Source organism: Vibrio fortis, from assembly GCF_024347475.1.
In the GTDB taxonomy this organism is placed as follows: Bacteria; Pseudomonadota; Gammaproteobacteria; order Enterobacterales; family Vibrionaceae; genus Vibrio; species Vibrio fortis.
Genome location: NZ_AP025487.1, coordinates 1295319 through 1319142, shown reverse-complemented (window position 1 = coordinate 1319142; position 23824 = coordinate 1295319). Strand labels below are relative to the sequence as shown.

The window sequence follows — 23824 nt, the reverse complement described above, 5'->3', positions numbered from 1 at the left end:
TCGACAATTCGTTAATGATGCTCAGGCGCAAGGACCCTACCTCGAGTGAAATTCAGTTCTTCAAATTTGACCGCTCTTTTTAAGAAGGCGAGCAAAAAAATCCACACCATCCTGTTCTCCCTATTCATCATTGTATTGATTGGGGCTGCATCGGTTATTGGTATTGATTACTGGGTTTCTTGGCAAGCTAAAGGGCGCATCATTACGCAGATTGACGACGTTCCACAACGTGAAGTGGCGGTTGTTTTAGGAACCAGTAAGTACCTAGGTCGCACTCTGAATGAATACTATAAACACCGAATCGATGCCGCTATCGAACTGTATAATCAAGGCACCATAAATCAGTTTCTATTAAGTGGTGATAACGCACATCGCTCTTATAACGAGCCTTGGACCATGAAGCGTGACCTTCTTAAAGCCGGTGTACCAGAAGAGCGTATCAACCTCGATTACGCGGGTTTCCGAACACTCGACTCCATCGTTCGCGCCAAAAAGATTTTTGATACGGATAACTTCTTAATTATCACTCAAAAGTTTCACTGTGAGCGCGCGTTATTTATCGCGAGCTCTTACGATATCCACGCGCAGTGTTTAGCGGTTTCAGGCCCAACTAAACACTCCGGTTTCTCTATTCGATTACGTGAAGTTTTTGCACGAACCAAGGCATTTTTAGACCTCTACATCATAGGTACCGCACCTAAATTCTTGGGTCCTAAAGAACCGATTCAACCTAGCGCAACCCCGGAAAACAGTAATCCACAACCCGATGTGTAGAAATCTACACATTTTCGATTTGTCGCCTCACACTTTGCTACACCAAGAACAAAACACACCAACACTCCTTTATTAACTTGAGTAACATTCTGTCAACAAAGTCTGACCCTACATCAAGTCAAACACCTCAAACACAATAAGCGCCACATAAAAAATAGGCGCACCTAATAACTGAGGTGAAACAAAAGGAGCGCCATATGACGGCACTTGTTACTACACTGAAACACTGGTTGTTCACCCGCAACAGCATGATCCTAATCGGGAATTTCTTGTTGTTTGCGACCTTGATTAATACCCTACCCTTCGAATCGCAGGTCAACACTGGTCTAAGTATCTTGATCTTTGTTGCCGTACTTTGGCTTACAGAGGCGATTCACGTCAGCATCACGGCACTGCTTGTTCCGTTGCTCGCTGTTGTATTTGGTGTCTTTAATACCCCTGCGGCACTGGCAAACTTCTCCAACCCAATTATCTTTCTTTTCCTAGGTGGGTTTGCATTAGCAGCGGCATTAAACAAGCAAGAGCTGGACAAAGCGATCGCCGATAAAGTACTTCTTATCGCCAAGGGTAAAATGTCGGTCGCGATCTTCATGCTATTCGGTGTGAGTGCAGGTCTATCAATGTGGATTTCAAACACCGCAACGACAGCAATGATGCTGCCTCTGGTTTTGGGTGTTATGAACAAAGTCGACCAACGTGAAGACCGCAATACTTATGTATTCGTTCTACTTGGTATCGCTTACTGTGCGTCAATCGGTGGTATAGCAACGCTAGTAGGTAGCCCACCAAACGCAATCGCAGCGGCAGAAGTTGGCTTAAGCTTTACAGAGTGGATGGCGCTAGGTCTTCCTATCTCTCTGATTCTTCTACCTATTGCGATGGTTATTCTATACGCGATGACTAAGCCACAGCTGAACCACACTTTTGAGCTAGACCATAAGCCAGTTGAGTGGACAAACAGCAAAAAAATCACTCTATCGATCTTCTTGCTAACGGTTACTTTATGGATTTTCGGCAAACCAATCAACGCAATGATCGGTGGTTTCTCGAAGTTCGATAGCCTGGTTGCTATTGGCGCTATCGTCCTGCTTGGTGCATCTCGCGCAGTAGAATGGAAAGACGTTGAGAAAACAACTGACTGGGGCGTATTGATCCTATTTGGTGGCGGTATCTGTCTAAGTAACATTCTTAAAGCGACGGGCACCAGTGTTTTCCTAGCTCACTCACTAAGTGGTTTCCTAGAACAGGCTGGCGTACTTCTAACTATCTTAGCGGTTGTGGCTTTCGTGGTATTCCTAACAGAGTTCGCAAGTAACACCGCAAGTGCAGCACTTCTGGTTCCTGTATTCGCAACGATTGCTGAAGCACTAGGTATGTCACCAGTTATCTTGTCTGCACTGATTGCTGTAGCAGCGTCGTGTGCCTTCATGCTTCCTGTTGCGACACCACCAAACGCTATTGTATTTGGCTCTGGCCACATCAAGCAGAAAGAGATGATGCGTATCGGTATGGTGCTTAACATTGTATGTATTATGGCACTAACACTGTTCGCGTGGATCTTCTGGTAATCAACACTCCTTGCTCCACAAAAACGGGTTGTGATTCCCCCTAACAACCCGTTTCAATAATCAAGAGTGTAATCATAGCCTGGCACCTACTAACAACAACACAGGCATACTTTCCCTTTGGTGGCCTCACGCGCCACCTTTTTTTCTTAAAGCTCTCTTTCGATACAAGAAACGTAGACTTTCGATCTCTAATCTACTATTGACTCACCACCACTTGGTTTCTGCCTGAATGCTTCGCCTGATAGAGCGCTTCGTCTGCTCTAGCGATGGTTTCTGTCATCCGTTCCTGCTTCATTTGAGCAACACCAATACTGCAGGTTAGAGGATCGCCATGAATCCATAGATGCTGACTTACGATGTTTCGGATTTTCTCCGCCTTGGCTTGCGCTTCCGCAATGGACGTTTCTGGGCAAAAAACAATGAACTCTTCCCCTCCCCATCGCACCAACTTGTCGGTTGAGCTAATTAGACTCCCCACCACCATAGAAAACTCGCGCAGTATGTGGTCACCCATTTGATGGCCGTACTGATCGTTCACCGACTTGAAGTGGTCAATATCGAAATAGAGCATACTAAACACACCATAGCCCTGCTTTACGTCTTGAGATTGCGCTTTAAGCCAATCACGGACAGCGTGACGATTCAGTGTTCCAGTTAGCTCATCACGATTGGCGAGCTCTGAAAATTCAAAATTCTGTTCACGAAGAGATTTGTTGACGTTCTTTAGGTGTGCATGACGCTTTTCTGCAATCACCATTCGCTTACGCGAGCTATGTAACTCCGATAACAAGAAAGCAGTCCCTGTTCCTACCCAAACAAACAGCAGGATAAGAAACAAACTTTCCGCACTGAAGTAAGAGCCTTCGAATTCAATGCTCTTAATAACAATCTGATGCTTACCAAGTTTGGCGCCTGAGCCAGTGGCGAATTCAACAAAGTTCACGTTCGAGTATTCAGGAGCAGAGTGTTCCATTGCAATGTCATTATCTGCAAGCCACCATGTCATCACTTGTAAGTTTGCGATTGGGATTTCAATCACACCACCGTCGACACCTGGCTGGAACTCCATTCCATTGTATTTAAAGGAATATTCATCATCTGGCGTTGAATAAGCAGGGTTATAATTGCGTAAGTAAGTTCTCAATCGACCACTAGACTCTTCACTGGTGTGGTAGTCGATATTGACTCGAAAAGTATGATATTGAGACAGGTCGATCCCGATAGTTGGATCAGAGTTGATTTTGATAGACAGCCCACAATAAGGCCAAGGGTATTCAGACTTTATCAGTTCACAATCCAATACATAATGACCGTCTTTGAAACTCAAAACCGAAGTACTGACGCCATTGTCGACCTTATCGCTGGTTGCGATAAATTCAAACTTATTTGGGGTAATTTCCGTGATGACCCGATTGCCACTCACTTGATATAGCTGAACAATTGCCAAAGTCGCCACAACCAAAAATATGACAACCTTATGTATCCATTTCACTGATTATGTTTCCAATCTTACGCGCACAATCGGCGTTTTGTACAAACAAGACTCTGCGACTATGCCAAACGCTCATACTCGCTTTCCATCGTTATAGCACGGCTTTTCAAAATGTCATACTATAATTTAGAGAGTGCTCAATAAAAGTTCGAACGCCTTATCAATCATCAATATTACGTACTTAGAGTATCTGTATTTGGTATACTGACTGAATAATCAATGCGGCAAAGGCTACGGCTAGATCGCAAAATATAATCAAAAACGCACGAGTAATGTCATGTCTTTATTAGCGAAAGGAACACTCAAAAAGATGAGTGCTTCTCTTGATGGTACGGTTACGTATCGTCTACCGGTCGGCGAAGAGTTTGTAGAACTTAACCCTTTGATCGGCAAAACCATTAACCTCACGCACACTGGCAACATCTTCTGCTGCTCTTGCGGTAAGAAAACCAAGAAAAGCTACTCTCAAGGTCACTGCTTTGTTTGTATGAAGAAGCTAGCAAGCTGCGATATGTGCATCATGAAACCAGAAACTTGTCACTACGATCAAGGCACCTGTCGTGAGCCTCAATGGGGCGAAGAGAACTGCATGGTTGATCACTTCGTGTACCTATCAAATACCTCAAGCCTTAAAGTGGGCATTACTCGTCATACTCAGATCCCAACACGTTGGATTGATCAAGGTGCCACTCAAGGCTTGCCTATCTTGAAAGTGAAGACTCGTCAGATCTCAGGTCTGATTGAAGTTGAACTGGCAAAGCACATCGCAGATAAAACCAACTGGCGCACCCTATTAAAAGGTGATGGCGATGACATCGAATTGATTGAGCGCGCGAAAGAGTTGCTACCTCTTGTGGAAGACAAGATTCAAGAGATCAAAGCTCAATTTGGTGATGACGCGATTGAAGTTCTTAATGAAAACATCACGCCACTTAGCTACCCAGTTGAGCAACACCCAGTGAAGATCACGTCACATAACTTCGATAAGAATCCAGAAGTAGCCGGTGTACTGCAAGGGATTAAAGGCCAATACCTGATTCTTGATACGGGTGTAATCAACATTCGCAAATTTGGCTCGTACGAAGTAGAAGTGTCTGCTGAGTAATACTTCAAATGACATAACAATATCGGCGCTATATTGCGCCGTTATTTTTAAGAGCTCAGCCTACTTAGAGCCTCTCTTTGACAGTACTTTTAAGGTTCTGCATGAACGTTTTAAAATGCGGCATGAAATCCAAAAACAAAGGATGCTTGCGATCTTTCATCATCACAGGGCCAAGCAGACGAAGGGCTACCGCCACTTTCGTTGCCATTTCAGGTTCAAGCCCACTACCCTTTTTCAAACTGTCGACAACGTTGAATAGATCTTCACGGTCTTGGTAATCAAACTCTAGTGTTCTTGCTTGTTCGGTACCGACTTCTTCAATGGTGATGCGGTACTGTTTATCTTTGCGAATTGTCGAAATCATTTTATGGCCTCTAATGCATTTAAGTTGGTCGTTAATAAAGTTAAGAAATGACGATGATTCTGGTTAGCTCTTTAGGAACTTCTCCACCTTCGGCTTCATCGTCATTGAGACCGTTATCATGAGCACTAGCGCCACAGGCAGTGCTCCTAGTACTCCATTCATCCATGTTTCTATAAAGTCAGTGCGATTGCTCAACCCCACATTGTGATACGCACTTGTTAGTGCCATCCCCGACTCCATCACTAGCGCCATAATGATGCCAACCAGCGCGTCTCTCGCTTTCGCTGCCATATTAGGAAGTAGCTTTTGTGCGCCTTTGGTTAACAGCGCCATCAAGGTGAAACCCATTGGGATCACTGTAACTAACGCTGTAAAAAAGTTAGTTGCCCAATCGACAAAGAAAGTCTCTGTTAAACCTAGGTTAAGGTACGTCATTGTTCCGGTGATCGTGCCACCCATTAGGCTAACCATGCCCAACATAACCAAGACTTTTTGGATAAGCGGCGTTTTCTGTGGCTTGATTACTGATTCATTCATCACAGCTTGTACAGTCATTCTCTTCTCCAGTCTTGAATTAGCTTTGAATTAAGTTGATAATGTCAACTATAGTTTAATTTGATTGATAATGTCAACTAGTTTGACTGAGGCGTTTTTATGTCTGAAGGTAAATCACTGGATAGCCTGTTTAAATTGGTACATGCCGTAAAAAGAAATGTGCATGAAAAGATAGAGGCGTTGGATCTCGATATTGCACCCATGCACGTGCGTGTATTAAAGATCATCACCAAGAAGCCGCAGTGTACTGCTGTTGATATCGCGAACTTTTTGGACCGAGATAAGGCGCAAGTGACTCGCCTTCTCAGTGCCCTAATTAAACAAGAATTGATCGTTAAAGAGCCCAATCCCGAAGACAAACGCAGTCAATGTTTAGCCATCACCGAGCGCGGTAAAGCCATTGTTGATCAGCTAACTGAGGTTGATAGCGAGATGTTTAAGAAGATGAAGATAGGCATTGATAGTGAAGAGCTCGCAACCTTTGAGCGAGTAGCTAAAGCGATGGCTCAAAATCTCAATTGGAAAGGATAAAAAAAGAGCGCACTATTTCGAGTGCGCTCTTTTCGTTTGATTATGAGTCCGGATTAGTCTTTACGAAGAATGCCTTCCAACACATTGAACAGTAAGTCGATCTCTTCAATTGAGTTGTAGTGCATACAACCGATGCGAACCACACCAGTCTCTTCTATGCCTAGCTGTTTCACTAAGCCAAGCGCGTAAAAATGACCATTCCAAACACAAATATTGTGCTCGCCTAGCGCTTTAGCTATCGACTCTGGTGAGTGCTCATCGAACGTAATCGCGAACGTCGGCGTGCGCAAATTCGAGTCATGGGTTGTTTTACCGTAAAGGCGAACACCACTTAACTCGTTCAACCTTTGCAAGAAATACTCACTCAGCTGACTCTCATGGCGATTGTACAGCTTGTAGCTCTGCACCAAACGCGTTCTTAGATCGTCTGCCGGATCGCCACACTGCGCAAGGTAGTCAACCGCTGCAATCACACCAGCTAGGCCTTCAAAGCTCTGAGTACCGGTTTCAAAACGGCCTGGGCCAACATTAGTCGCAGGCTCAACTTTGTAAGGCTTCAATGTATGCAACCATTGCGGAGCAACATAGGCGATACCAACATGAGGCCCGAAGAACTTGTATGCGGAACACGCTAGGAAATCACAATTAAGCTTCTGCACATCAATCAAGTGATGAGGAGCGTAGTGAACGGCATCAACGTAAACCTGCGCACCTTTGCTGTGTGCCAGCTCTACGACTTTCTCTACATCAACAATCGAGCCTGTGGTATTGGAAGCAAACGTTACTGCGACCAATCGAGTCTTATCACTCAGTAGAGACTCTAAATGCGCCATATCTAGGCTGCAGTCTGATTCATCGACACGGACTTGATGTACTACAACACCTTTGTCTTCCGCCGCTTGCTGCCAACTTGATACGTTAGAGTAGTGATCCAGTGCAGTCACAATGATTTCATCGCCCTCGTTCCAATCGCGGCTAATTGCTCGGCTTAATTGGAACGTCAACGAAGTCATGTTGGCACCAAAAACGATGTTGCCAGAAGATTCTGCATTCAGTAATGCTTGAACCGACTCTCTCGCCTGCTGCATTAGCCCTGTTGTTTTCTGGCTCGAAAAGTAGTGTCCACCTAGATTTGAATTAAAATGGCCAAGGTACTCAGTCATTGAGGCTAGGACATTTTCAGGGACTTGCGAACCACCGGGCCCATCGAAAAAAGTAACAGGCTTGCCATTATGATATTGGCTTAACGCGCTAAATTGCTGGCGAACTTCATTAAGAGTGAAGGACATTACGCTCATCCTTTGCTGTTAATACGAATACATCCATATGACCTACTTCATCGTGGTCAATCGTGCGGATAGGTTGAGCATTGTGCCAAAGCTTACTGTCTGCAAGCATCGCCACTTCGCCATCTTCTAGTACTTTTCTAAAGAATGGTGCTTCGTGAGAATCTTGGTAAAGCATAATCTCACCACCAACAATGTTGTGACGGTTCATACCAATCAGTGCGATGTGGTCAAAACCATCTTGGTGTACACCTTCAGGGGCTACTTGCGTCTCTTCGTAAATTGCCGAGATACGAATTTGGTGAATTTCGATCTCTTGACCGTCTTTCAAACCGTTTGTCTCGATGAAGAGTTCACACATCTCTTTCATGCCTTCACTCTTTAGAATGTTAGCTTCAACAGGTTCAAATTCGCGTACTACGTCGCCTTGAAAGTGATTAATGTCTTCTGATTGAACAAAGTTGTGCTTGTCCTGTTCCACAACCTGACCACCGCAAAAACGAATTACCGAGTATCTTCTTAAACGAAACTTACCATCTGCATGTTCTGTGCTTGGTAGCTTTTCAAACGAAGGTGATAGCTCTTCCACGGCATGGTTGCTGAGGTGGGTAATATGTAGGGTGTTTTCGTGAGCATGTAACATCATCGACTCCTTAATGAATGTCCACTTTACTTATTTTATTTAACCTTTTGTTTACATAAATGATACGTGAAGATCTGGTTAAATCAACTTTAAACAACCATTTATTCTGCCGTAGAGATAAATTTAAAACTTAATGCCAACCTGAACTCAAAAACCAGTGATTAAAACCAGTTCAAAAGTTGGGCACCTTTAAAATTCAGCACACTTCACTGGCTAGTTTTATTCACTATTTTTAATTAAAAAGGCAATGTTTAATTTGGCACGCTATTCTCTAATTTTCTGCGCAGCGTTGTGTTTTGAAGGGAATGGATGAGGAGTTTAGATGAGCAGAAATGGACAAACATCATAATGATTGCCAACAAAAACGATTACAGACTGAAATGCGACACACCTAATGAACCAGCAACTATTGACCATTTACACAGTGGTCGCACATTGGTTAATTTATCAACTGAAAAGTATCCAAACGCCTTTGCTTGCGCGTCTGGAACAGGTCGAGTTCGGGGGGAACTCGACCGCCCCAGTGTCATTTGCTTTCTTTTGAGAGAGCAACTTGATTAGCTCACAGCTTAAAAAGCGCCTAAATGACCTAAACCGTAAAAAATAGAAATGATTCCACTCTAATTCTGCCCTACAAATCGTCTTCATAAATACTTCATAAGCACAGCAAAATATTCCATCTATTTGATATAAGTAAAAATAATACAATCTGAACATGTTACGATTGTCAATTCGGTATCAACTTACTCAATGGAGGCTAACATTGGCTAGACGAGGAAGTGGTTTAAGAACAGCTGTAAGAGTTGTTAAAGCAATTGACAGAGCAAACAAGCAAGCCATTCGTGAAGCCCAGCGTAGAGAGAAAGCTCGGCAACGAGCAGAAGCTCAAGCGTTAAGGGAGCACGAAAGGTCAATTCGCGAAGCTCAAAGAGAACTTCAGAGACAAGCTAGAGCGAAAAAATCCGCAGCAAAGCAAGCCTTTAAGGACGCCATTGCAACCGCAAACGAAGAGTATCAGGAACGCTGTGAAGAACGATCAGCACTTAGGAAGCAATTTATACAAGAGGTTTTAAAGTAATCAATGAATAATAATATAATGATATTGGCAGGGTTATCTTTAGTCACTATTTTACTAACCTATGTATTAACAAAACGCGCAGCAGATAAAAAAGCAGGTCGATACAAGTCTCTCGATGAAGCACTAACTCAAAAAAATAAAGAGCTTGAAGTATTAGAACAAACTAGAAAATCAGTTAAGAAATCCATTGTAGCAGCTAAGGAAGAGCTTGAGATAGTAAACGCGGAGACTACTGAACTACAGGCTTTAAAAGGGCAAGATGAATCACTTAATCTAAGCATTCGGGAGCAACAAGCTCACTTTGAGGCTACTGAGATTACCCTAAATGAACTTAACGACAATATCGGAAAATGTGAACTTGACCTTGAAGAGTTAATGGGTGATATAGACCTATATTCACGTTTAGATGAATACACCGCTCATGGTCATTTCGAAATGCCGAAATACCTTTATGAAACATCTACACGCTATGCTGAAGAGATCAAAGACATTAGACAGCAGCAAAAAGATATGATTAAAAACAAAACTGCCATTACATTCCCAGAAACAACAGTCATCTCCAATGATAAGTCTTTTAATAAGAAGATTCTTAACGGTCAAGTTAAGCTGATGCTCACAGCATTTAATATTGAGTGCGACATGCTTATCGGCAAGGTTTCTCCAAGCTCGTTTGGGAGAACACTAGAACGGATCGAAAAACTAGCGAACAATCTTGAGAAATCAGCGGCAACTCTCGAATGTGGTTTTGATATTGATTACATCGAACTAAAATTCGAAGAATGCAAACTCCAATACCAATTCACTTTGAAGAAGCAAGAAGAAATTACTGAGCAAAAGCTTATTAAAGAACAGATCCGCGAAGAGCAAAGGGCAATTAAAGAGTTTCAAAAAGCGATTGCAGAAGCTGAGAAAGAAGAAAAAATGTATCGAAACCTTCTGGATAAAGCACAGAAAGAACTTGCTAAAGCATCTGAGCAAGAACGCAGCGATATGGAACATAGAATTGCCATTCTAGAACAACAACTAGTCGAAGCAGAAGCCAAAGAAGAACGAGCGAAAAGTATGGCTGAACAAACACGTAAAGGTCACGTGTATGTGATTAGCAATATCGGCTCATTTGGTGAAGATGTTTATAAGATTGGTTTAACTCGTAGACTAGATCCTATGGACAGAGTTAAAGAGCTTGGTGATGCCAGCGTACCATTCCCATTTGATGTTCATGCCATGATTTACACTGACGATGCTCCTGCTCTTGAAACAGCATTGCACCGTGAGTTTAATGCTCAACGTGTCAACGCAGTCAATCACCGTAAAGAGTTCTTCAGTGTCGATTTAGATGACATCAAAGAAGCTGTTGAGAAAATTTCTGGTGCAGAGGCAGAGTTCAAAATGACTGCACTGGCTGAAGATTACTATGAGAGCTTAAGGCTTAGTGAAGCGGCTTAAACAATCTTAAAAGCACAAAAAGTTAATAAAGGCAGAGCCGCCGACTCTGCCTTCTAAAAAATCACTGTAGTGCTTAACTGAGGTTGTTCTCCTATATACTGAACTCTCAAACATGCGAGCTTCCCAAGTTCGCTTTTAAAGCACTGTAGCAAGGGGGAATTTGGCTACCGTAGCCTCAGTCAGCTTAACGCACTAGCTATTGTTCTCCACTATTACACTTCAAATCTTAGACTGTTCTTCCACCACGAGAACGTTTGTCTCGGTTAAGTTCTAACCTATAACGATTAATTACATTTGCGCCCTTGTTAAAACTTTAATTGCCCTCATATTTTCCATACAATCATCAACGATTATAAATAAAAACGAATTCTATCTCGGAGTCCTCATGAGCGACGTAAAGCATTGTAATTTATTGATTCTTGGTTCTGGCCCTGCCGGCTACACTGCTGCTGTTTACGCAGCTCGTGCTAACCTAAATCCAGTTCTTGTTACCGGTATGCAGCAAGGTGGTCAATTAACAACAACCACTGAAGTTGAAAACTGGCCTGGCGATGCAGAAGGCCTAACAGGTCCGGGGCTTATGGAGCGCATGAAAGAGCACGCCGAGCGATTTGAAACTGAAATCCTATTCGACCACATTAACGAAGTTGATCTATCGAAGCGTCCTTTCACACTGAAAGGTGACTCAGGTGAGTACACTTGTGATGCACTGATCATCTCAACGGGTGCTTCAGCGAAATACCTAGGTCTTGAATCTGAAGAAGCATTCAAAGGTCGTGGCATATCAGCGTGTGCTACATGTGATGGTTTCTTCTACCGTAACCAGAAAGTTGCAGTCGTGGGCGGTGGTAACACAGCCGTGGAAGAGGCGCTTTACCTTTCAAACATCGCGTCTGAAGTTCACCTAATCCACCGTCGTGACACATTCCGCGCTGAGAAGATTTTGGTTAAGCGTTTAATGGACAAAGTTGAGAACGGTAACATCGTACTTCACACAGACCGCACCCTAGACGAAGTTCTTGGTGACGATATGGGTGTTACAGGAGTTCGCATTAAAGATACTCAGTCTGATAAGACAGAAGATATCGACGTAATGGGCGCATTTATCGCTATCGGCCACCAGCCAAATACTGGCATCTTCAAAGGCCAGCTAGAAATGAAAGACGACTACATCATCGTTCAATCTGGTCTGGAAGGTAACGCAACGCAAACCAGCATCGAAGGTGTTTTTGCTGCGGGCGACGTAATGGATCACAACTACCGTCAAGCTATCACATCAGCGGGTACAGGCTGTATGGCGGCACTTGATGCGGAACGTTTCCTAGACGGACTGACCGATAAGTAAAACCTCAGTTTTCAATTTTGCCGATTGGCACGCTAAATACTGAGTTTAAATACACTTTGTTATAATTCCCTAGAACCCCGTGGTATATCCACGGGGTTTTCTTTTGTATACTAGCCGCCCTCAACCGAATAATAATTATCATTAAGCCTTCATAATGGATAAGAAAAAACAACGCAGCTTGAATAAATGGCTTAAGCAACAAAGCAGCCTCGCAAAGCGCTGGCTCATGATTGCTATTGGCCTTGGCGTACTTTCAAGCGTGTTCTTGGTGGCTCAAGCTGCCCTTCTCGCCTCTATTCTTCATCAACTGATTATCGAAAATGTCGATAAATCTGAGTTAGTCGGTCATTTTGCAGGCCTGGCTCTGTCGGTTGTTGGTCGAGCTGGTTGTACTTGGGGGCGAGAGATCGCCGGTTACCGTTGCGGTGAGCAAGTTCGTGTTTACATCCGCCAGCTGGTTCTGGATAAGCTTCGCGATCTTGGTCCTGCCTACATCAAGGGCAAGCCGGCAGGTACATGGGCAACGCTGCTTCTAGAACAAGTCGAAGACATGCAAGACTTCTTCTCGCGTTACCTGCCTCAGATGTCGCTTTCGGTAATGATTCCGTTTGTTATCTTGGTGGTGGTTTTCCCAGTGAACTGGGCAGCAGGTCTTATCTTCCTTATCACAGCACCACTGGTTCCTATCTTTATGGCACTGGTGGGAATGAAGGCAGCCGATGCCAACCGCAAAAACTTTAAGGCGCTGCAACGATTGTCTGGTCACTTCTACGACCGTCTACAGTCAATGACCACGATTCGTCTGTTTGACCGCACGTCGGCGGAAACAGAAGTGCTGCATGGTGCATCTGAAGTGTTCCGTACGCGCACTATGGATGTATTGAAGATAGCTTTCTTATCTTCTGCGGTTCTAGAATTCTTCACCTCGCTTTCTATCGCAATGACTGCGGTTTACTTCGGCTTCACTTACATCGGTGAGCTGAACTTCGGTCACTACGGTGCTGGGGTGACTCTGTTCGCAGGTCTGTTTATTTTGATTCTCGCACCTGAGTTTTATCAACCTCTGCGTGATCTGGGTACCTTCTACCACGCTAAGCAACAAGCGGTAGGCGCTGCCGAAAGTATTGTTGAATTCTTAGAAACGGACATCAACAAAGTAAAATCAGGCGATACACAGCTTAATAGCGATTCCGGTATATCGATTGAAGCTCAAGACCTAAAAGTGCTGAGCCCAGAGGGTGTTCAGTTAGTTGCCCCTATTAGCTTTGCGCTTAATACTCAGCAGTCCACTGCCCTTGTTGGCCCAAGTGGTGCGGGTAAAACGAGTTTGATCAATGCCATTCTTGGTTTCATGCCTTATGAAGGAAGCTTGAAAATCAATGGTGTTGAGTTAAGAGAGCTTGACCTTGCATCGTGGCGTAAAGCAATCAGCTGGGTTGGTCAGAATCCACTGTTACTACACGGCACCATCCGTGACAATGTCACGCTAGGTAAGCAAGACATCAGCGATCAAACTGTTCAACAAGCACTAGAGCAATCTTTCGCAGACGAGTTTGTTCAAGAGCACGGACTCGATTACATGATCTCGGATCGCTCTGGCGGCTTGTCTGTCGGTCAATCACAACGTTTAGCGCTGGCTCGTGCGATGATTCAAAATGGTCAATTCTGGCTACTGGATGAGCCGACTGCCAGCCTAGACACGCGCAGTGAAAAACTGGTCATGCAGGGTATTAATAACCGCATCCAAAACAACACTGCCCTACTCGTGACGCACCAACTTGCGCCGCTGCAATCGGTAGACAACATTCTGGTTCTGCGCGACGGTACGCTCGTAGAGCAAGGCAACTTCAATGAACTGTCACAGTCTGGCGGTCTATTTGAAGAGATGCTAAACGCGAACTTAGCTCAACAAGATAATAAGGGTAATTTAGATGCGTGATTTACTGCCTTACCTGAAACTGTATAAGAAACATTGGTTTGGGCTATCTTTGGGTATGCTACTTGCGTTCCTGACATTAGCCGCATCTATCGGTTTGTTGACCCTGTCTGGTTGGTTCATTTCTGCTTCTGCGGTTGCTGGCCTGACAATTGCTCGTGAAACCTTTAACTACATGCTGCCGGGTGGTGGTGTACGTGGCCTAGCGATGAGCCGTACCGCTGGTCGTTGGGGTGAGCGTGTAGTGAGCCACAATGCGACCTTCAAGCTGTTGACTGATCTTCGTATATTCTTCTTCAAAAAGCTCGCACCGCTTATCCCAGGTCGTATTTCAAACCTGCGTGATGCTGACCTGCTTAACCGCTTGGTTGCGGATGTGGATGCGATGGACCACGTATACCTACGGCTGGTAAGCCCAGTAACGGTGGGTGTACTCGGTATCTTCTTCCTAACAGCATTTTTGATGTGGTTTGATAGCTCTCTAGGGTTAATCTTAGGCTCTATCCTATTGATCATGTTAATCATCTGGCCTGTATTGTTCTACAAGCTGGGTAAACGCAACGGCTGTGAGTTAACCCAGAACAAAGCCGATCTACGTGTAACTACGCTAGATTGGATTGAAGGCTACAGCGAGCTAACTCTGTTTGGCGCTGAAGAGCGCTACCGCAATGCGATTCTGAGCACGCAACAAAAGCTCATGGCAAACCAGTTCGTCAATGCCAACCTAACGGGCATGGCGTCAGCAGCATTGATGCTGTTCAACGGTTTAACTTTGGTATTGATGTTGTGGCTTGCTGCAGACGGTGTTGGCGGTAATGCCCCTGACCCACTGATCGCATTGATGGCTTTCGCAACGATGGCAAGCTTCGAGCTACTAATGCCTATCGCGGGCGCTTTCCAGCATTTAGGTCAAACACTAACTTCAGCTCGTCGCTTGAATGAAGTGATTCTATCGGAGCCAGAAGTCCAGTTTAGCGATAGTAAACTTGATATTGACCAACCGCTGGATATTCAATTCAACGCGGTTTCTTTCCAATATCCGGACTCTGAACGATCGGTACTGAACTCGGTTGACCTATCAATCCCAGCGAACAACAAGGTGGCGATTGTCGGCCAAACAGGTTCTGGTAAATCGACCTTGATTCAGTTGCTGACTCGCTATTGGGATCCAAAGCGTGGTGTAATTTCTATTGCGGGTATCGACCTAACACAGTGGAATGAGAGCCAACTGCGTGAATCGATCAGTGTGGTAAGTCAGCGTGTTGATATCCTTAACGGAAGCCTGCGTGACAACCTTTTGATTGCGAAACCACAAGCTAGCGACGAAGAGCTGCAAAGCATTCTGTCGAGCGTGGGTCTTGAGAAGTTGCTTGAGGACAACGCACTAGATGCGTGGTTAGGTGATGGTGGTCGTCAGCTTTCTGGTGGTGAAAAACGTCGTATTGGCATTGCACGTGCCATTCTTCATGACGCCCCTATCCTACTGTTAGACGAGCCTACCGAAGGCTTAGATAAGCAGACAGAGAAAAGCATCATGGCACTATTTGAGCAGCACTTCGAAGGCAAGACGGTTATCTTCATTACTCACCGCTTGATTGGACTAGAGAAGATGGATTCCATCGTCTTGATTGAGCAAGGTGAGATTGTAGAACATGGCTCTCACGCAGAGCTGCTGTCGAGTGAAGGTCGTTACTTCCAGCTTAGACAAGCCATCTAAGAAGCGTTTCTTCCATCAAGATTAAACGACAAAGCCCGAGTACAGTCTACTCGGGCTTTTTGTTGTTTCTCAACTGTCCATTCTAGGTTGTTATCTTTGCTCCCTATTTGTTGTTCTACGTTTAAGAGAAAATATAGAGGTGCTTCTTAAAACACTGACTACAACGACATCGCCAAGAATTGGGGTAACGCAATCTCTGTATTGCCGTTCGTCTCACTCTTCTCAGCACCGTCTCCAATCGACACTTTTCACACACCCTTACGATATACATACTATGTTGATAAGGTCTCAAATCACTCTTTCTCACTTGTATCTAAAGTCTTTCTACACTGTTTTTTTAGTTATTACTTTAGGTACTCAAGGTAAGGGGTTCTATTCAGACTCAGTCACATTAGGCTTCGCTGATGACTATCTCTGTTGGCGGGTAAAGTACAACGGCGTATTTCCCAAGTCCTAACAAAAACAACACCAATATAAAAAGTCTTTGGACACTGAACATCACCACCAAATATGATGTTATAGAAAAGGTAATCAACGAACTGATTCAGAGAAGAGCGCTGATATTCGACTATTTGATGGCGCTCGTTAACAAACAAGATATTAATAATTAGAACAATACGTTAGATATCTAACCGACAAAAAGAAATACGCCTAATCCCACTTTAAAACCCCATGATATAAATCGTTTGGAATCGATTATGTTTTTGTTTATATCGAAATCTACGCTCTCACTACACTGGTGTTCTCTACTGTTTATTAACTAAAGGATACTCATTGTGAAATTCAACCGAACAACGATTGCCAACCTAAACGAGCTATTTAAATCATCAAAGAACAAGCTGAAACTCACTAAGCACAACGCATTGTTTTTAATGAGTGCACTGGCTATATCATCGACGGTCGAAGCTGCGCAGTTCTCAACAACCAATGACAACGCACCTACAGGCAGCAACCAAACTCTAACTATGTTCCAAGACACCACATTTAACCTAGTGGGTGAATCACTGTCTGTTGGTGATAAATTGCCTTCAGTCGCGCTAATGACTAACGAAAATCAAGCGTACGATACCTCTGCTGAGAACAAAAATGTTCGTATTTTTAGTGTGTTGGCTTCTGTAGATACACCTGTTTGTGATCAACAAATTCAAGATCTTTCCAAATTCGTAGAAAACAACAAGCAACTGCTTGCCGACATTGATTTCGTTGGGTTAAGTGCGGACACCACTTTCGCTCTAGATCGTTTCAAAAAAGAGAAGAAACTATCTAATGACTTAGTGCTGCTTTCAGATGCCAAAGATCATGCCTTTGGATTTAAGACAGGTACGCAAATTAGTGAGTTGGGACTGCTTACCAGAACAACGTTTGTTGTAGATAAAAACAACACCATCGTTTACCTGCAACGTGTTCCTGAGTTAACAACCATTCCTGACTTAGAGAAAGCTGTTGAGGTTGCTAAGAAGCACCTATAAACGTAAGAACGGTTAGTTTGGCTAGCTCACTCTTATGTTGAGCTGGCCATTTTTGCTGACGTTTGGTCACGCCACCTTTGACACCCCTCATCTATATTTTCCAACCCTTCTGCTAGCTTGTTATTCGGCCTTTTAACTTTGAGTCGCTGTTCAGCAACGTCAGACATGAAGAGATCTCTACTCTCTCATCAAATATTATTTGCTAACAATTATCACTCAATGAGTTGCGTATAATTTAGGCTATAGCACATTTCTATGATCATCTTTCAACGATAATACGTATCGATCGTTCTTAAGGAATAAACTCCCCCCAAAAACTATAATGGAGAACAACGTATGTCTTTACGATTAATCGCAACCACCGTCGCTCTTATCGGTGCGAGTTTTACTGCCCAAGCGTCTGAGTGTGAAGTATCAATTGATGCTAGCGACCAAATGAAGTTTTCAACGGATACCCTAAGCGTTCCAGCGAGCTGTAAAGAAGTGACGCTTACGCTAAACCACACAGGTTCTATGCCTGCACAATCCATGGGGCACAATGTTGTCATCACAGATACAGCGTCAGTCCAAGCCGTAGGTATTGATGGTATGTCAGCGGGCTTAGACAACAACTACGTAAAACCGGGCGACGACCGCGTGTACGCATTTACACGAATCATTGGTGGTGGTGAGTCAGCATCTGTGACGTTCAGCACCGAGAAAATGCAAGCCGGTGGCGATTACTCGTTTATCTGTTCTTTCCCAGGCCACTGGGCAATCATGAAAGGCAAATTTGAATTTAAATAACCAGCTTGGACACTGATTCAAATAGCTGATATAAAAAAGCCCCGGCCTAAATCTAGGCTGGGGCTTTATTTTATTAATTCAATTCGATTACAGCTTGAAGCGGCTGATCTCGTTCTCTAGCTCATGAGAAAGTTCAGACAACTGAGCTGCTTGTTCTGCAGCTTGGTGCGCTTCGTCAGCTAGCTCGTTAGATACGTCACGGATCCCTTCGGTGTTGCGAGTAATCTCAGACGTTACTGACGCTTGCTCTTCCGCAGCAGAAGCGATTTGTGTCGCCATATCGCTGATACGCTCAACCGCAGCATGAATCTGCGTTAGGCTCGCTGCTGCAGAGTTTGCGTCGTCTACGCTGGTTTCAGCAAGAGAACGGCTATCGTTCATGATGCTAACCGCTTTACCTGTAGTACCTTGAAGTAACTCGATAGTTTGCTGGATCTCTTGTGTAGAGCCATGAGTGCGTTGGCTAAGAACACGAACCTCATCTGCTACAACCGCAAAGCCACGACCTTGCTCACCCGCACGTGCTGCTTCAATAGCCGCATTCAGTGCTAGAAGGTTAGTCTGCTCTGCGATGCCTTGGATATTCGAAAGAATCGCGTTGATGCTGTTACCGTGCTCTTCCAACTCAAGAATAACGTTTGTTGCAACTTGAACTTCTTGTGCAAGGTTTTGAATAGAGCTTTGAGTTTGAGTCACTTGACCCGTACCGTGCTCACAAGCACCTACTGCTTCTGATGAGTTCTGTGCAGTGTGGTCTGCGTTGCCTGCAATCTCTTGCGTTGCAGCTGCCATCTCATTTACAGCCGTCGCAACCATGTTGATCTCGTCTTGCTGCATCTGGATACGTGCACTACGCTCTTCCGCTTGCGAAGCCGTTTGACGAGCTTGGTTCGCCAAAGAAGCTGATACTTCACTTAGCTTAAGCACCATTGTGTGCATGTTGCCAACAAAGCGGTTGAAGTTTTCAGCCAGTTGGCCGATCTCGTCATCGCTCTTAGGCTCAAGGCGTTGAGTTAGATCGCCTTCACCTGATGCAATCTCTTCTAGTGCAACCGATACTCGGTTTAGATCGCGGAACAAGAAGCTCACTAACCAAGATACGAGTGCGATAACCACCAATGTGATTACAACAGCCGTCATGATTAGCTGAGTAAGAAGTGTCGAGTGGCTCGCTTCTTCTGTTGCACGGTCCATTTGAACACCGAAGATCCAGTTCGTGTCTGGTACCTTAGTGAAGTAAAGTAGTTTCTCTTTACCACGCTCGTTGATGATCTCGATGCTGCCAGTGCGTACTGCATTCTCAATGACTGGCATTGAAATGTCATTAGACAGTTGGCTTACAGGCTTCAAGCTTAGTGCTGAATCAGGGTGAGCCAAGAATGTACCATCGGTCGCATCGATTAGCATTGCGTATGCGTTGTCACCCACATCTAGGCTGATCACATCACTAACCAGTTGATCAATCAGTACGTCAGCTCCAACAACACCGACAAATTGACCATTCTTACGTACTGGTTCCGCAATCGTCACTAGAAGCGCTTTCGTGATCGCATCTGTGTAAGCGGTTGTAATGATTTGCTTACCTGCTGCGTTTGCTTCTTGGTACCAAGGGCGCTGACGCGGGTCGTAGCCTGCGCGGTTACGCTCTGGGTGAGAACGGTACATACCACCCTCTGGTGTGCCAAGGAAGATATCATCGAAGCCACCCGCAATACGAGCTTGCTTTAGATATGGAACTACATCGCTCTCTTGCGAAAAATCATTAAATGCAGATGCAATGTCTCTACGAATATCAATCCAATTTTTAATACCTTCAGAAGCCGCTTCCGATACGCTTTCTGCTCGCATGTAAATTCCGCTGCGAGTTTGTTCAAATAGTTGGTTTGCAGAGAGCCATGTCAACGCTGTTGCCATAACTACCACTGCCGATAAGCTAGCGCCTATCAACTTTTGCTTTAATGTTAATTTCATTATGAGTACACAAGTGGTTGGAAAACCCGCGCATACTAACCAAATTAATATCCAAATTCGAGTGCTTTTGACAAATAAATGCGCAATATAACGTCGCGAAATTCATAACTTTATTTAATGACAAAAGCTTGTCACTTCGCCAAATTTACAACGCTCTTTTTGGCCTAATTGTGCCCATAAAGACCCTAGTTTTTGTATATAAAAAAAGCGAAAGAGCATCACTCTTTCGCTTTATATCAACTTTATGAATCTATAAATATTTCAAGACTCACCAGGGTAATTAGCGTTTCTCAGTACGCATACCCATCAACAAACTCATACACATCAACAATAAGATAATTGTGAATGGTAGAGCCGTAGAAATCGCACCAGCTTGTAGTGCTTGTACCGCTTCTGTGCCGCCAACCCATAGCAGTGCCACTGCGATTGCACCCTCAAGGAACGCCCAGAACACACGTTGTGGTACTGGTGTATCAACTTTACCACCGGCAGTGATGCTATCGATAACTAGAGAGCCTGAGTCTGATGAAGTAATAAAGAACACAAGCACTAGAACAACCGCAATAATTGACAGCAGCGTACCAAACGGCAGCACATCAAACATCTGGAACATCGCCAGTGAAATGTCCGTTAGGCCATCTGTACCAAGTTGGCCAATACCATTGGTAATTTGGTCAATCGCTAGGCCACCAAATACTGACATCCAAATGATGGTTACTGTTGTCGGTACAATCAGTACTGCAGTGATAAATTCACGAACGGTACGACCTTTAGAAACACGTGCGATAAACATACCTACGAATGGTGACCAAGAGATCCACCAAGCCCAATAGAATACCGTCCAACCGTGTAGCCAAGCCTCATCTTCACGACCGTGCGGGTTACTCAGCGGAATAATGTTCTCAATGTAGGCCATCAATGTGGTTGGGATAGAGCCAAGAGTCACGGCATAACCAATCAGACCAACCAAGATAAGTAGCAAGAACGCCACCAGCATGTTGATGTTACTGATGACCTTTACGCCACCGTCGATACCGCGTAGTACCGAAACAACAGCAAGTAGAGTCACGACACTGATAACAATTACTTGCAGTGACAAACCAGCTTCAATACCGAACACGTGCTGGATGCCCGATGCCGCTTGCTGCGCACCTAAACCAAGAGATGTTGCCAAACCAAACAGTGTTGCCAATACCGCTAGGATATCGACCACGTGACCCGCCCAGCCCCACGCTCTGTCACCCAAGATTGGGTAGAAGATAGAACGAATAGAAAGCGGAAGGCCTTTGTTGTACGTAAAGAACGCCAAAGACAAAGCAACCACACCGTAAATAGCCCAAGGGTGTAGACCCCAGTGGTACATTGTTGCACCCATTGCCAAGCGTGCCGCTTCTGGTGTGTTAGGCTCAACACCAAGTGGCGTCTCATACCAACCAGTGAAATATGCTGCAGGTTCAGCGACACTCCAGAACATTAGACCAATACCCATACCCGCGGCAAACAGCATTGCCAACCAAGACATGAACGAGTAATCAGCCGTTGCGTCATTACCACCTAGACGAATCTTACCGAAAGGAGAAACGATCAAACCTAAGCAGAAAATAACGAAAATGTTACCAGACCAGATGAATAGCCAATCAAACGAGTTGATGATTTGCCATTTAACACCATCCAGTACCGCCTTAGCAGACGCGGTATCTGTCACCAATACCCCAATTAAAAACAGTGCAATCAAACCTGCACTGATGCCAAAAACAGGGTTGTGAACATCAAAGCCCCATTTTTGTACATTATCTTGACCTACCGTGTAATCGGTACTGTCGATACTGTATTTATCTATACCTTTAGTCATTATCCCTCTCTACGGGACATTACTTATTTAGTAACATCCCTAATCATATTTGTGACTAAAAAAACAAACCAGAACATTCAATCCAAGCAAAACAAGTTCGTTGTCACAGGAATTCACATACTTGGATGCATGAAGTTTAGCAGGTTAACTTATTGTTTTCAGTAAACTGAAGGTGGTTCGCTTAGTTTTCAACCAAAAGCCAACTATTTACTCTAGTTTATGACGAAAAAAAGACCGAGCGAGTCGGTCTCTTTCACTAAATTGCTTTTAACTCAAAGCATTTTGTTGGACCATCAGCTGGCTTTCTGTTCGTAATCCAAGCAGTAAACTTAAACACATTAACAGTAGGATGAAGGCAAATGGCAGCGCCATAGAAACCGTGCCAGCTTGCAAAGCTTGAATAGACTCTGTGCCACCAACCCAAAGCAGAACTGCAGCAATCGCACCACCAATCACCGCCCAAAAAACTCGTTGTGGTACAGGTGCGTCAACTTTACCGCCAGAGGTAATACTATCGATAACCAGAGAACCCGAGTCGGAAGAAGTGATGAAGAACACCATGATGAGGCCAATAGAAACAACAGACAGCACCGAACTCATCGGTAGAGCATCGTAAGTATGGAACAAAGACAGAGTAATATCTTTCAGACCGTTCACTCCAATCTCGCCCACTTTGTTGGCGACCTGATCAATCGCGATGCCACCAAAGATCGCCATCCAAATGATGATGACTGATGTCGGAATGAAAAGAACCGCAACCATAAACTCACGAATTGTGCGGCCTTTAGAAATGCGCGCGATGAACATGCCAACAAATGGTGACCAAGAGATCCACCAAGCCCAGTAGAATACCGTCCAGCCTTGCATCCAAGTTTCGTCATCACGACCATGCGGGTTACTCAACGGAATAAAGTTCTCAATGTACCCCATCAGCGCGGTTGGAATCGCTTTGATACCTGTCATACCACCCGCAATGGTCACAAAGACAAGTAAGCCCAACGCCACCAGCATATTGATATTACTCAGCAGCTTCACACCACCGTTGATGCCACGTACTACAGACATAGTGGCGAGTGATGTCACCACAGCAATAACGACCAGCTGCATACCGATACCACCATCGGTACCAAAGACATGGTTAATACCACTCGTTGCTTGCTGAGCGCCTAAACCCAATGATGTTGCAAGGCCAAACAGAGTGGCTAGTACCGCAACAATATCGACGACGTGTCCGAACCAACCCCAAGTTCTATCACCCAAGATTGGATAGAAGATTGAACGGATAGACAGGGGTAAACCCTTATTGAAAGTAAAGAATGCTAAGGCTAACGCCACCACTCCGTAAATTGACCAACCGTGAAGACCCCAGTTATAAATTGTTGCTCCCAAGGCTAATTTTGCTGCCTCCGGTGTGTATGCCTCCACCGCTAACGGTGTTTCGTACCAACCCGTGTAATATGCGAGTGGTTCCGCTACACCCCAAAACATCAGGCCAATACCCATGCCTGCTGCAAATAACATCGACATCCAAGAAAGTGTTGAATGCTCTGCTTTGGCATCATTGCCACCAATTCGGATTTTTCCGTAAGGGGAGACAATGAGGGCAAAACAGAAAATGACAAAGATATTTGCAGCCCACATAAACAAGCCATCAAAGTTACCAATAACTTGCCATTTAATGCCATCCAAGGCTGCTTTAGCGGTATCTGGTTCCACTACCAGTAACGCCACTAAGAAAAGAATGATTGATCCCGCACTTATCCCAAAGACGGGATTGTGCACATCAAATCCCCATTTCTGCACGTTATCCTGACCTACGGTATAATCAGTATTTTCAATACTATACCTATCGACTACAGGTTCCATATTCCCTCTCTAATTTTTACGGCGCTCCATCTGCAGTATT

19 protein-coding genes are annotated in these 23824 nt (G+C 44.5%); 11 read left to right on the top strand and 8 right to left on the bottom strand.

All coding sequences use genetic code 11. From position 1 onward, the window contains the following. Window positions 1-45: 45 nt before the first annotated feature. Together OCV50_RS05980 and OCV50_RS05975 are read left to right on the top strand one after the other, a co-directional pair. Entirely contained in the window at window positions 46-774 is a 729-nt protein-coding gene (locus OCV50_RS05980; protein ID WP_239840728.1) for a SanA/YdcF family protein, read from the top strand. Window positions 775-971: 197 nt separating this feature from the next. Beyond that, entirely contained in the window at window positions 972-2342 is a 1371-nt protein-coding gene (locus OCV50_RS05975; protein WP_239840727.1) for an SLC13 family permease, read from the top strand. Window positions 2343-2538: 196 nt separating this feature from the next. Here OCV50_RS05975 and OCV50_RS05970 read toward each other — a convergent pair whose 3' ends face one another. Then, window positions 2539-3834: a GGDEF domain-containing protein gene (locus OCV50_RS05970; protein WP_261903961.1), complete on the bottom strand. Its 1296-nt coding sequence runs from the start codon at window positions 3832-3834 to the stop codon at window positions 2539-2541. Between the two features lie 277 nt (window positions 3835-4111). Between OCV50_RS05970 and OCV50_RS05965 the strand changes: the two genes are divergently transcribed. Beyond that, window positions 4112-4939, top strand: a complete 828-nt coding sequence (locus OCV50_RS05965; protein ID WP_261903960.1) for a DUF2797 domain-containing protein — start codon at window positions 4112-4114, stop codon at window positions 4937-4939. 64 nt (window positions 4940-5003) lie between these two features. On the opposite strand, the gene OCV50_RS05960 is transcribed toward OCV50_RS05965, so the two are convergent. Continuing rightward, on the bottom strand, window positions 5004-5303 hold the full coding sequence (locus OCV50_RS05960) for a DUF3861 domain-containing protein (RefSeq protein WP_261903959.1): 300 nt from the start codon (window positions 5301-5303) through the stop codon (window positions 5004-5006). 63 nt (window positions 5304-5366) lie between these two features. Beyond that, complete coding sequence (locus OCV50_RS05955) at window positions 5367-5858, bottom strand: DUF2798 domain-containing protein (RefSeq protein ID WP_261903958.1); 492 nt, start codon at window positions 5856-5858, stop codon at window positions 5367-5369. Between the two features lie 99 nt (window positions 5859-5957). On the opposite strand from OCV50_RS05955, the gene OCV50_RS05950 reads away from it, so the two are divergent. Further along, window positions 5958-6389, top strand: a complete 432-nt coding sequence (locus OCV50_RS05950) for a MarR family winged helix-turn-helix transcriptional regulator (RefSeq protein WP_261903957.1) — start codon at window positions 5958-5960, stop codon at window positions 6387-6389. Between the two features lie 53 nt (window positions 6390-6442). Here the strand turns inward: OCV50_RS05950 and OCV50_RS05945 are convergent, their stop codons facing one another. Beyond that, a complete protein-coding gene (locus OCV50_RS05945) occupies window positions 6443-7678 on the bottom strand; it encodes a cysteine desulfurase-like protein (protein WP_261903956.1) in 1236 nt (411 codons plus the stop codon). Beyond that, on the bottom strand, window positions 7662-8318 hold the full coding sequence (locus OCV50_RS05940; protein WP_239840720.1) for a 2OG-Fe dioxygenase family protein: 657 nt from the start codon (window positions 8316-8318) through the stop codon (window positions 7662-7664). Before OCV50_RS05940 ends, OCV50_RS05945 begins: the two co-directional genes overlap by 17 nt. Window positions 8319-9081: 763 nt before the next feature. On the opposite strand from OCV50_RS05940, the gene OCV50_RS05935 reads away from it, so the two are divergent. From OCV50_RS05935 to azu, 7 genes are all read left to right on the top strand, one after another. After that, window positions 9082-9396: a hypothetical protein gene (locus tag OCV50_RS05935; RefSeq protein ID WP_261903955.1), complete on the top strand. Its 315-nt coding sequence runs from the start codon at window positions 9082-9084 to the stop codon at window positions 9394-9396. A 3-nt stretch (window positions 9397-9399) separates the two neighbouring features. Next, window positions 9400-10842 carry a DUF4041 domain-containing protein gene (locus tag OCV50_RS05930; RefSeq protein WP_261903954.1) on the top strand — a complete coding sequence of 481 codons (1443 nt, stop codon included), beginning with the start codon at window positions 9400-9402 and terminating at the stop codon, window positions 10840-10842. A gap of 385 nt (window positions 10843-11227) precedes the next feature. Continuing rightward, window positions 11228-12187 (top strand): thioredoxin-disulfide reductase, encoded by a 960-nt coding sequence (gene trxB / locus OCV50_RS05925; RefSeq protein WP_261903953.1) that lies wholly within the window; start codon window positions 11228-11230, stop codon window positions 12185-12187. A gap of 154 nt (window positions 12188-12341) precedes the next feature. Further along, window positions 12342-14126 carry a heme ABC transporter permease/ATP-binding protein CydD gene (gene cydD / locus OCV50_RS05920; protein WP_261903952.1) on the top strand — a complete coding sequence of 595 codons (1785 nt, stop codon included), beginning with the start codon at window positions 12342-12344 and terminating at the stop codon, window positions 14124-14126. Beyond that, window positions 14119-15840: a heme ABC transporter ATP-binding protein/permease CydC gene (cydC, locus tag OCV50_RS05915; protein WP_261903951.1), complete on the top strand. Its 1722-nt coding sequence runs from the start codon at window positions 14119-14121 to the stop codon at window positions 15838-15840. Before cydD ends, cydC begins: the two co-directional genes overlap by 8 nt. Window positions 15841-16616: 776 nt before the next feature. Continuing rightward, entirely contained in the window at window positions 16617-17309 is a 693-nt protein-coding gene (locus OCV50_RS05910) for a redoxin family protein (protein ID WP_261903950.1), read from the top strand. 336 nt (window positions 17310-17645) lie between these two features. Further along, window positions 17646-18095 (top strand): azurin, encoded by a 450-nt coding sequence (gene azu, locus OCV50_RS05905; protein WP_032549254.1) that lies wholly within the window; start codon window positions 17646-17648, stop codon window positions 18093-18095. Window positions 18096-18182: 87 nt separating this feature from the next. Here the strand turns inward: azu and OCV50_RS05900 are convergent, their stop codons facing one another. The 3 genes from OCV50_RS05900 to OCV50_RS05890 form a co-directional block, all read right to left on the bottom strand. Continuing rightward, window positions 18183-20066, bottom strand: coding sequence for a methyl-accepting chemotaxis protein (locus OCV50_RS05900; protein ID WP_239840714.1), 1884 nt, complete (start codon window positions 20064-20066; stop codon window positions 18183-18185). 280 nt (window positions 20067-20346) lie between these two features. Continuing rightward, window positions 20347-21918, bottom strand: coding sequence for a BCCT family transporter (locus OCV50_RS05895; protein WP_239840713.1), 1572 nt, complete (start codon window positions 21916-21918; stop codon window positions 20347-20349). A gap of 267 nt (window positions 21919-22185) precedes the next feature. Continuing rightward, window positions 22186-23784 carry a BCCT family transporter gene (locus OCV50_RS05890; RefSeq protein ID WP_261903949.1) on the bottom strand — a complete coding sequence of 533 codons (1599 nt, stop codon included), beginning with the start codon at window positions 23782-23784 and terminating at the stop codon, window positions 22186-22188. Window positions 23785-23824 lie beyond the last annotated feature (40 nt).

Coding starts and splice junctions, on each gene's coding strand:
- OCV50_RS05975 (WP_239840727.1), top strand. CDS start 972: ATGACGGCACTTGTTACTACACTGAAACACTGGTTGTTCACCCGCAAC.
- OCV50_RS05965 (WP_261903960.1), top strand. CDS start 4,112: ATGTCTTTATTAGCGAAAGGAACACTCAAAAAGATGAGTGCTTCTCTT.
- OCV50_RS05960 (WP_261903959.1), bottom strand. CDS start 5,303: ATGATTTCGACAATTCGCAAAGATAAACAGTACCGCATCACCATTGAA.
- OCV50_RS05955 (WP_261903958.1), bottom strand. CDS start 5,858: ATGACTGTACAAGCTGTGATGAATGAATCAGTAATCAAGCCACAGAAA.
- OCV50_RS05950 (WP_261903957.1), top strand. CDS start 5,958: ATGTCTGAAGGTAAATCACTGGATAGCCTGTTTAAATTGGTACATGCC.
- OCV50_RS05945 (WP_261903956.1), bottom strand. CDS start 7,678: ATGTCCTTCACTCTTAATGAAGTTCGCCAGCAATTTAGCGCGTTAAGC.
- OCV50_RS05940 (WP_239840720.1), bottom strand. CDS start 8,318: ATGTTACATGCTCACGAAAACACCCTACATATTACCCACCTCAGCAAC.
- OCV50_RS05930 (WP_261903954.1), top strand. CDS start 9,400: ATGAATAATAATATAATGATATTGGCAGGGTTATCTTTAGTCACTATT.
- trxB (WP_261903953.1), top strand. CDS start 11,228: ATGAGCGACGTAAAGCATTGTAATTTATTGATTCTTGGTTCTGGCCCT.
- cydD (WP_261903952.1), top strand. CDS start 12,342: ATGGATAAGAAAAAACAACGCAGCTTGAATAAATGGCTTAAGCAACAA.
- cydC (WP_261903951.1), top strand. CDS start 14,119: ATGCGTGATTTACTGCCTTACCTGAAACTGTATAAGAAACATTGGTTT.
- azu (WP_032549254.1), top strand. CDS start 17,646: ATGTCTTTACGATTAATCGCAACCACCGTCGCTCTTATCGGTGCGAGT.
- OCV50_RS05900 (WP_239840714.1), bottom strand. CDS start 20,066: ATGAAATTAACATTAAAGCAAAAGTTGATAGGCGCTAGCTTATCGGCA.
- OCV50_RS05895 (WP_239840713.1), bottom strand. CDS start 21,918: ATGACTAAAGGTATAGATAAATACAGTATCGACAGTACCGATTACACG.
- OCV50_RS05890 (WP_261903949.1), bottom strand. CDS start 23,784: ATGGAACCTGTAGTCGATAGGTATAGTATTGAAAATACTGATTATACC.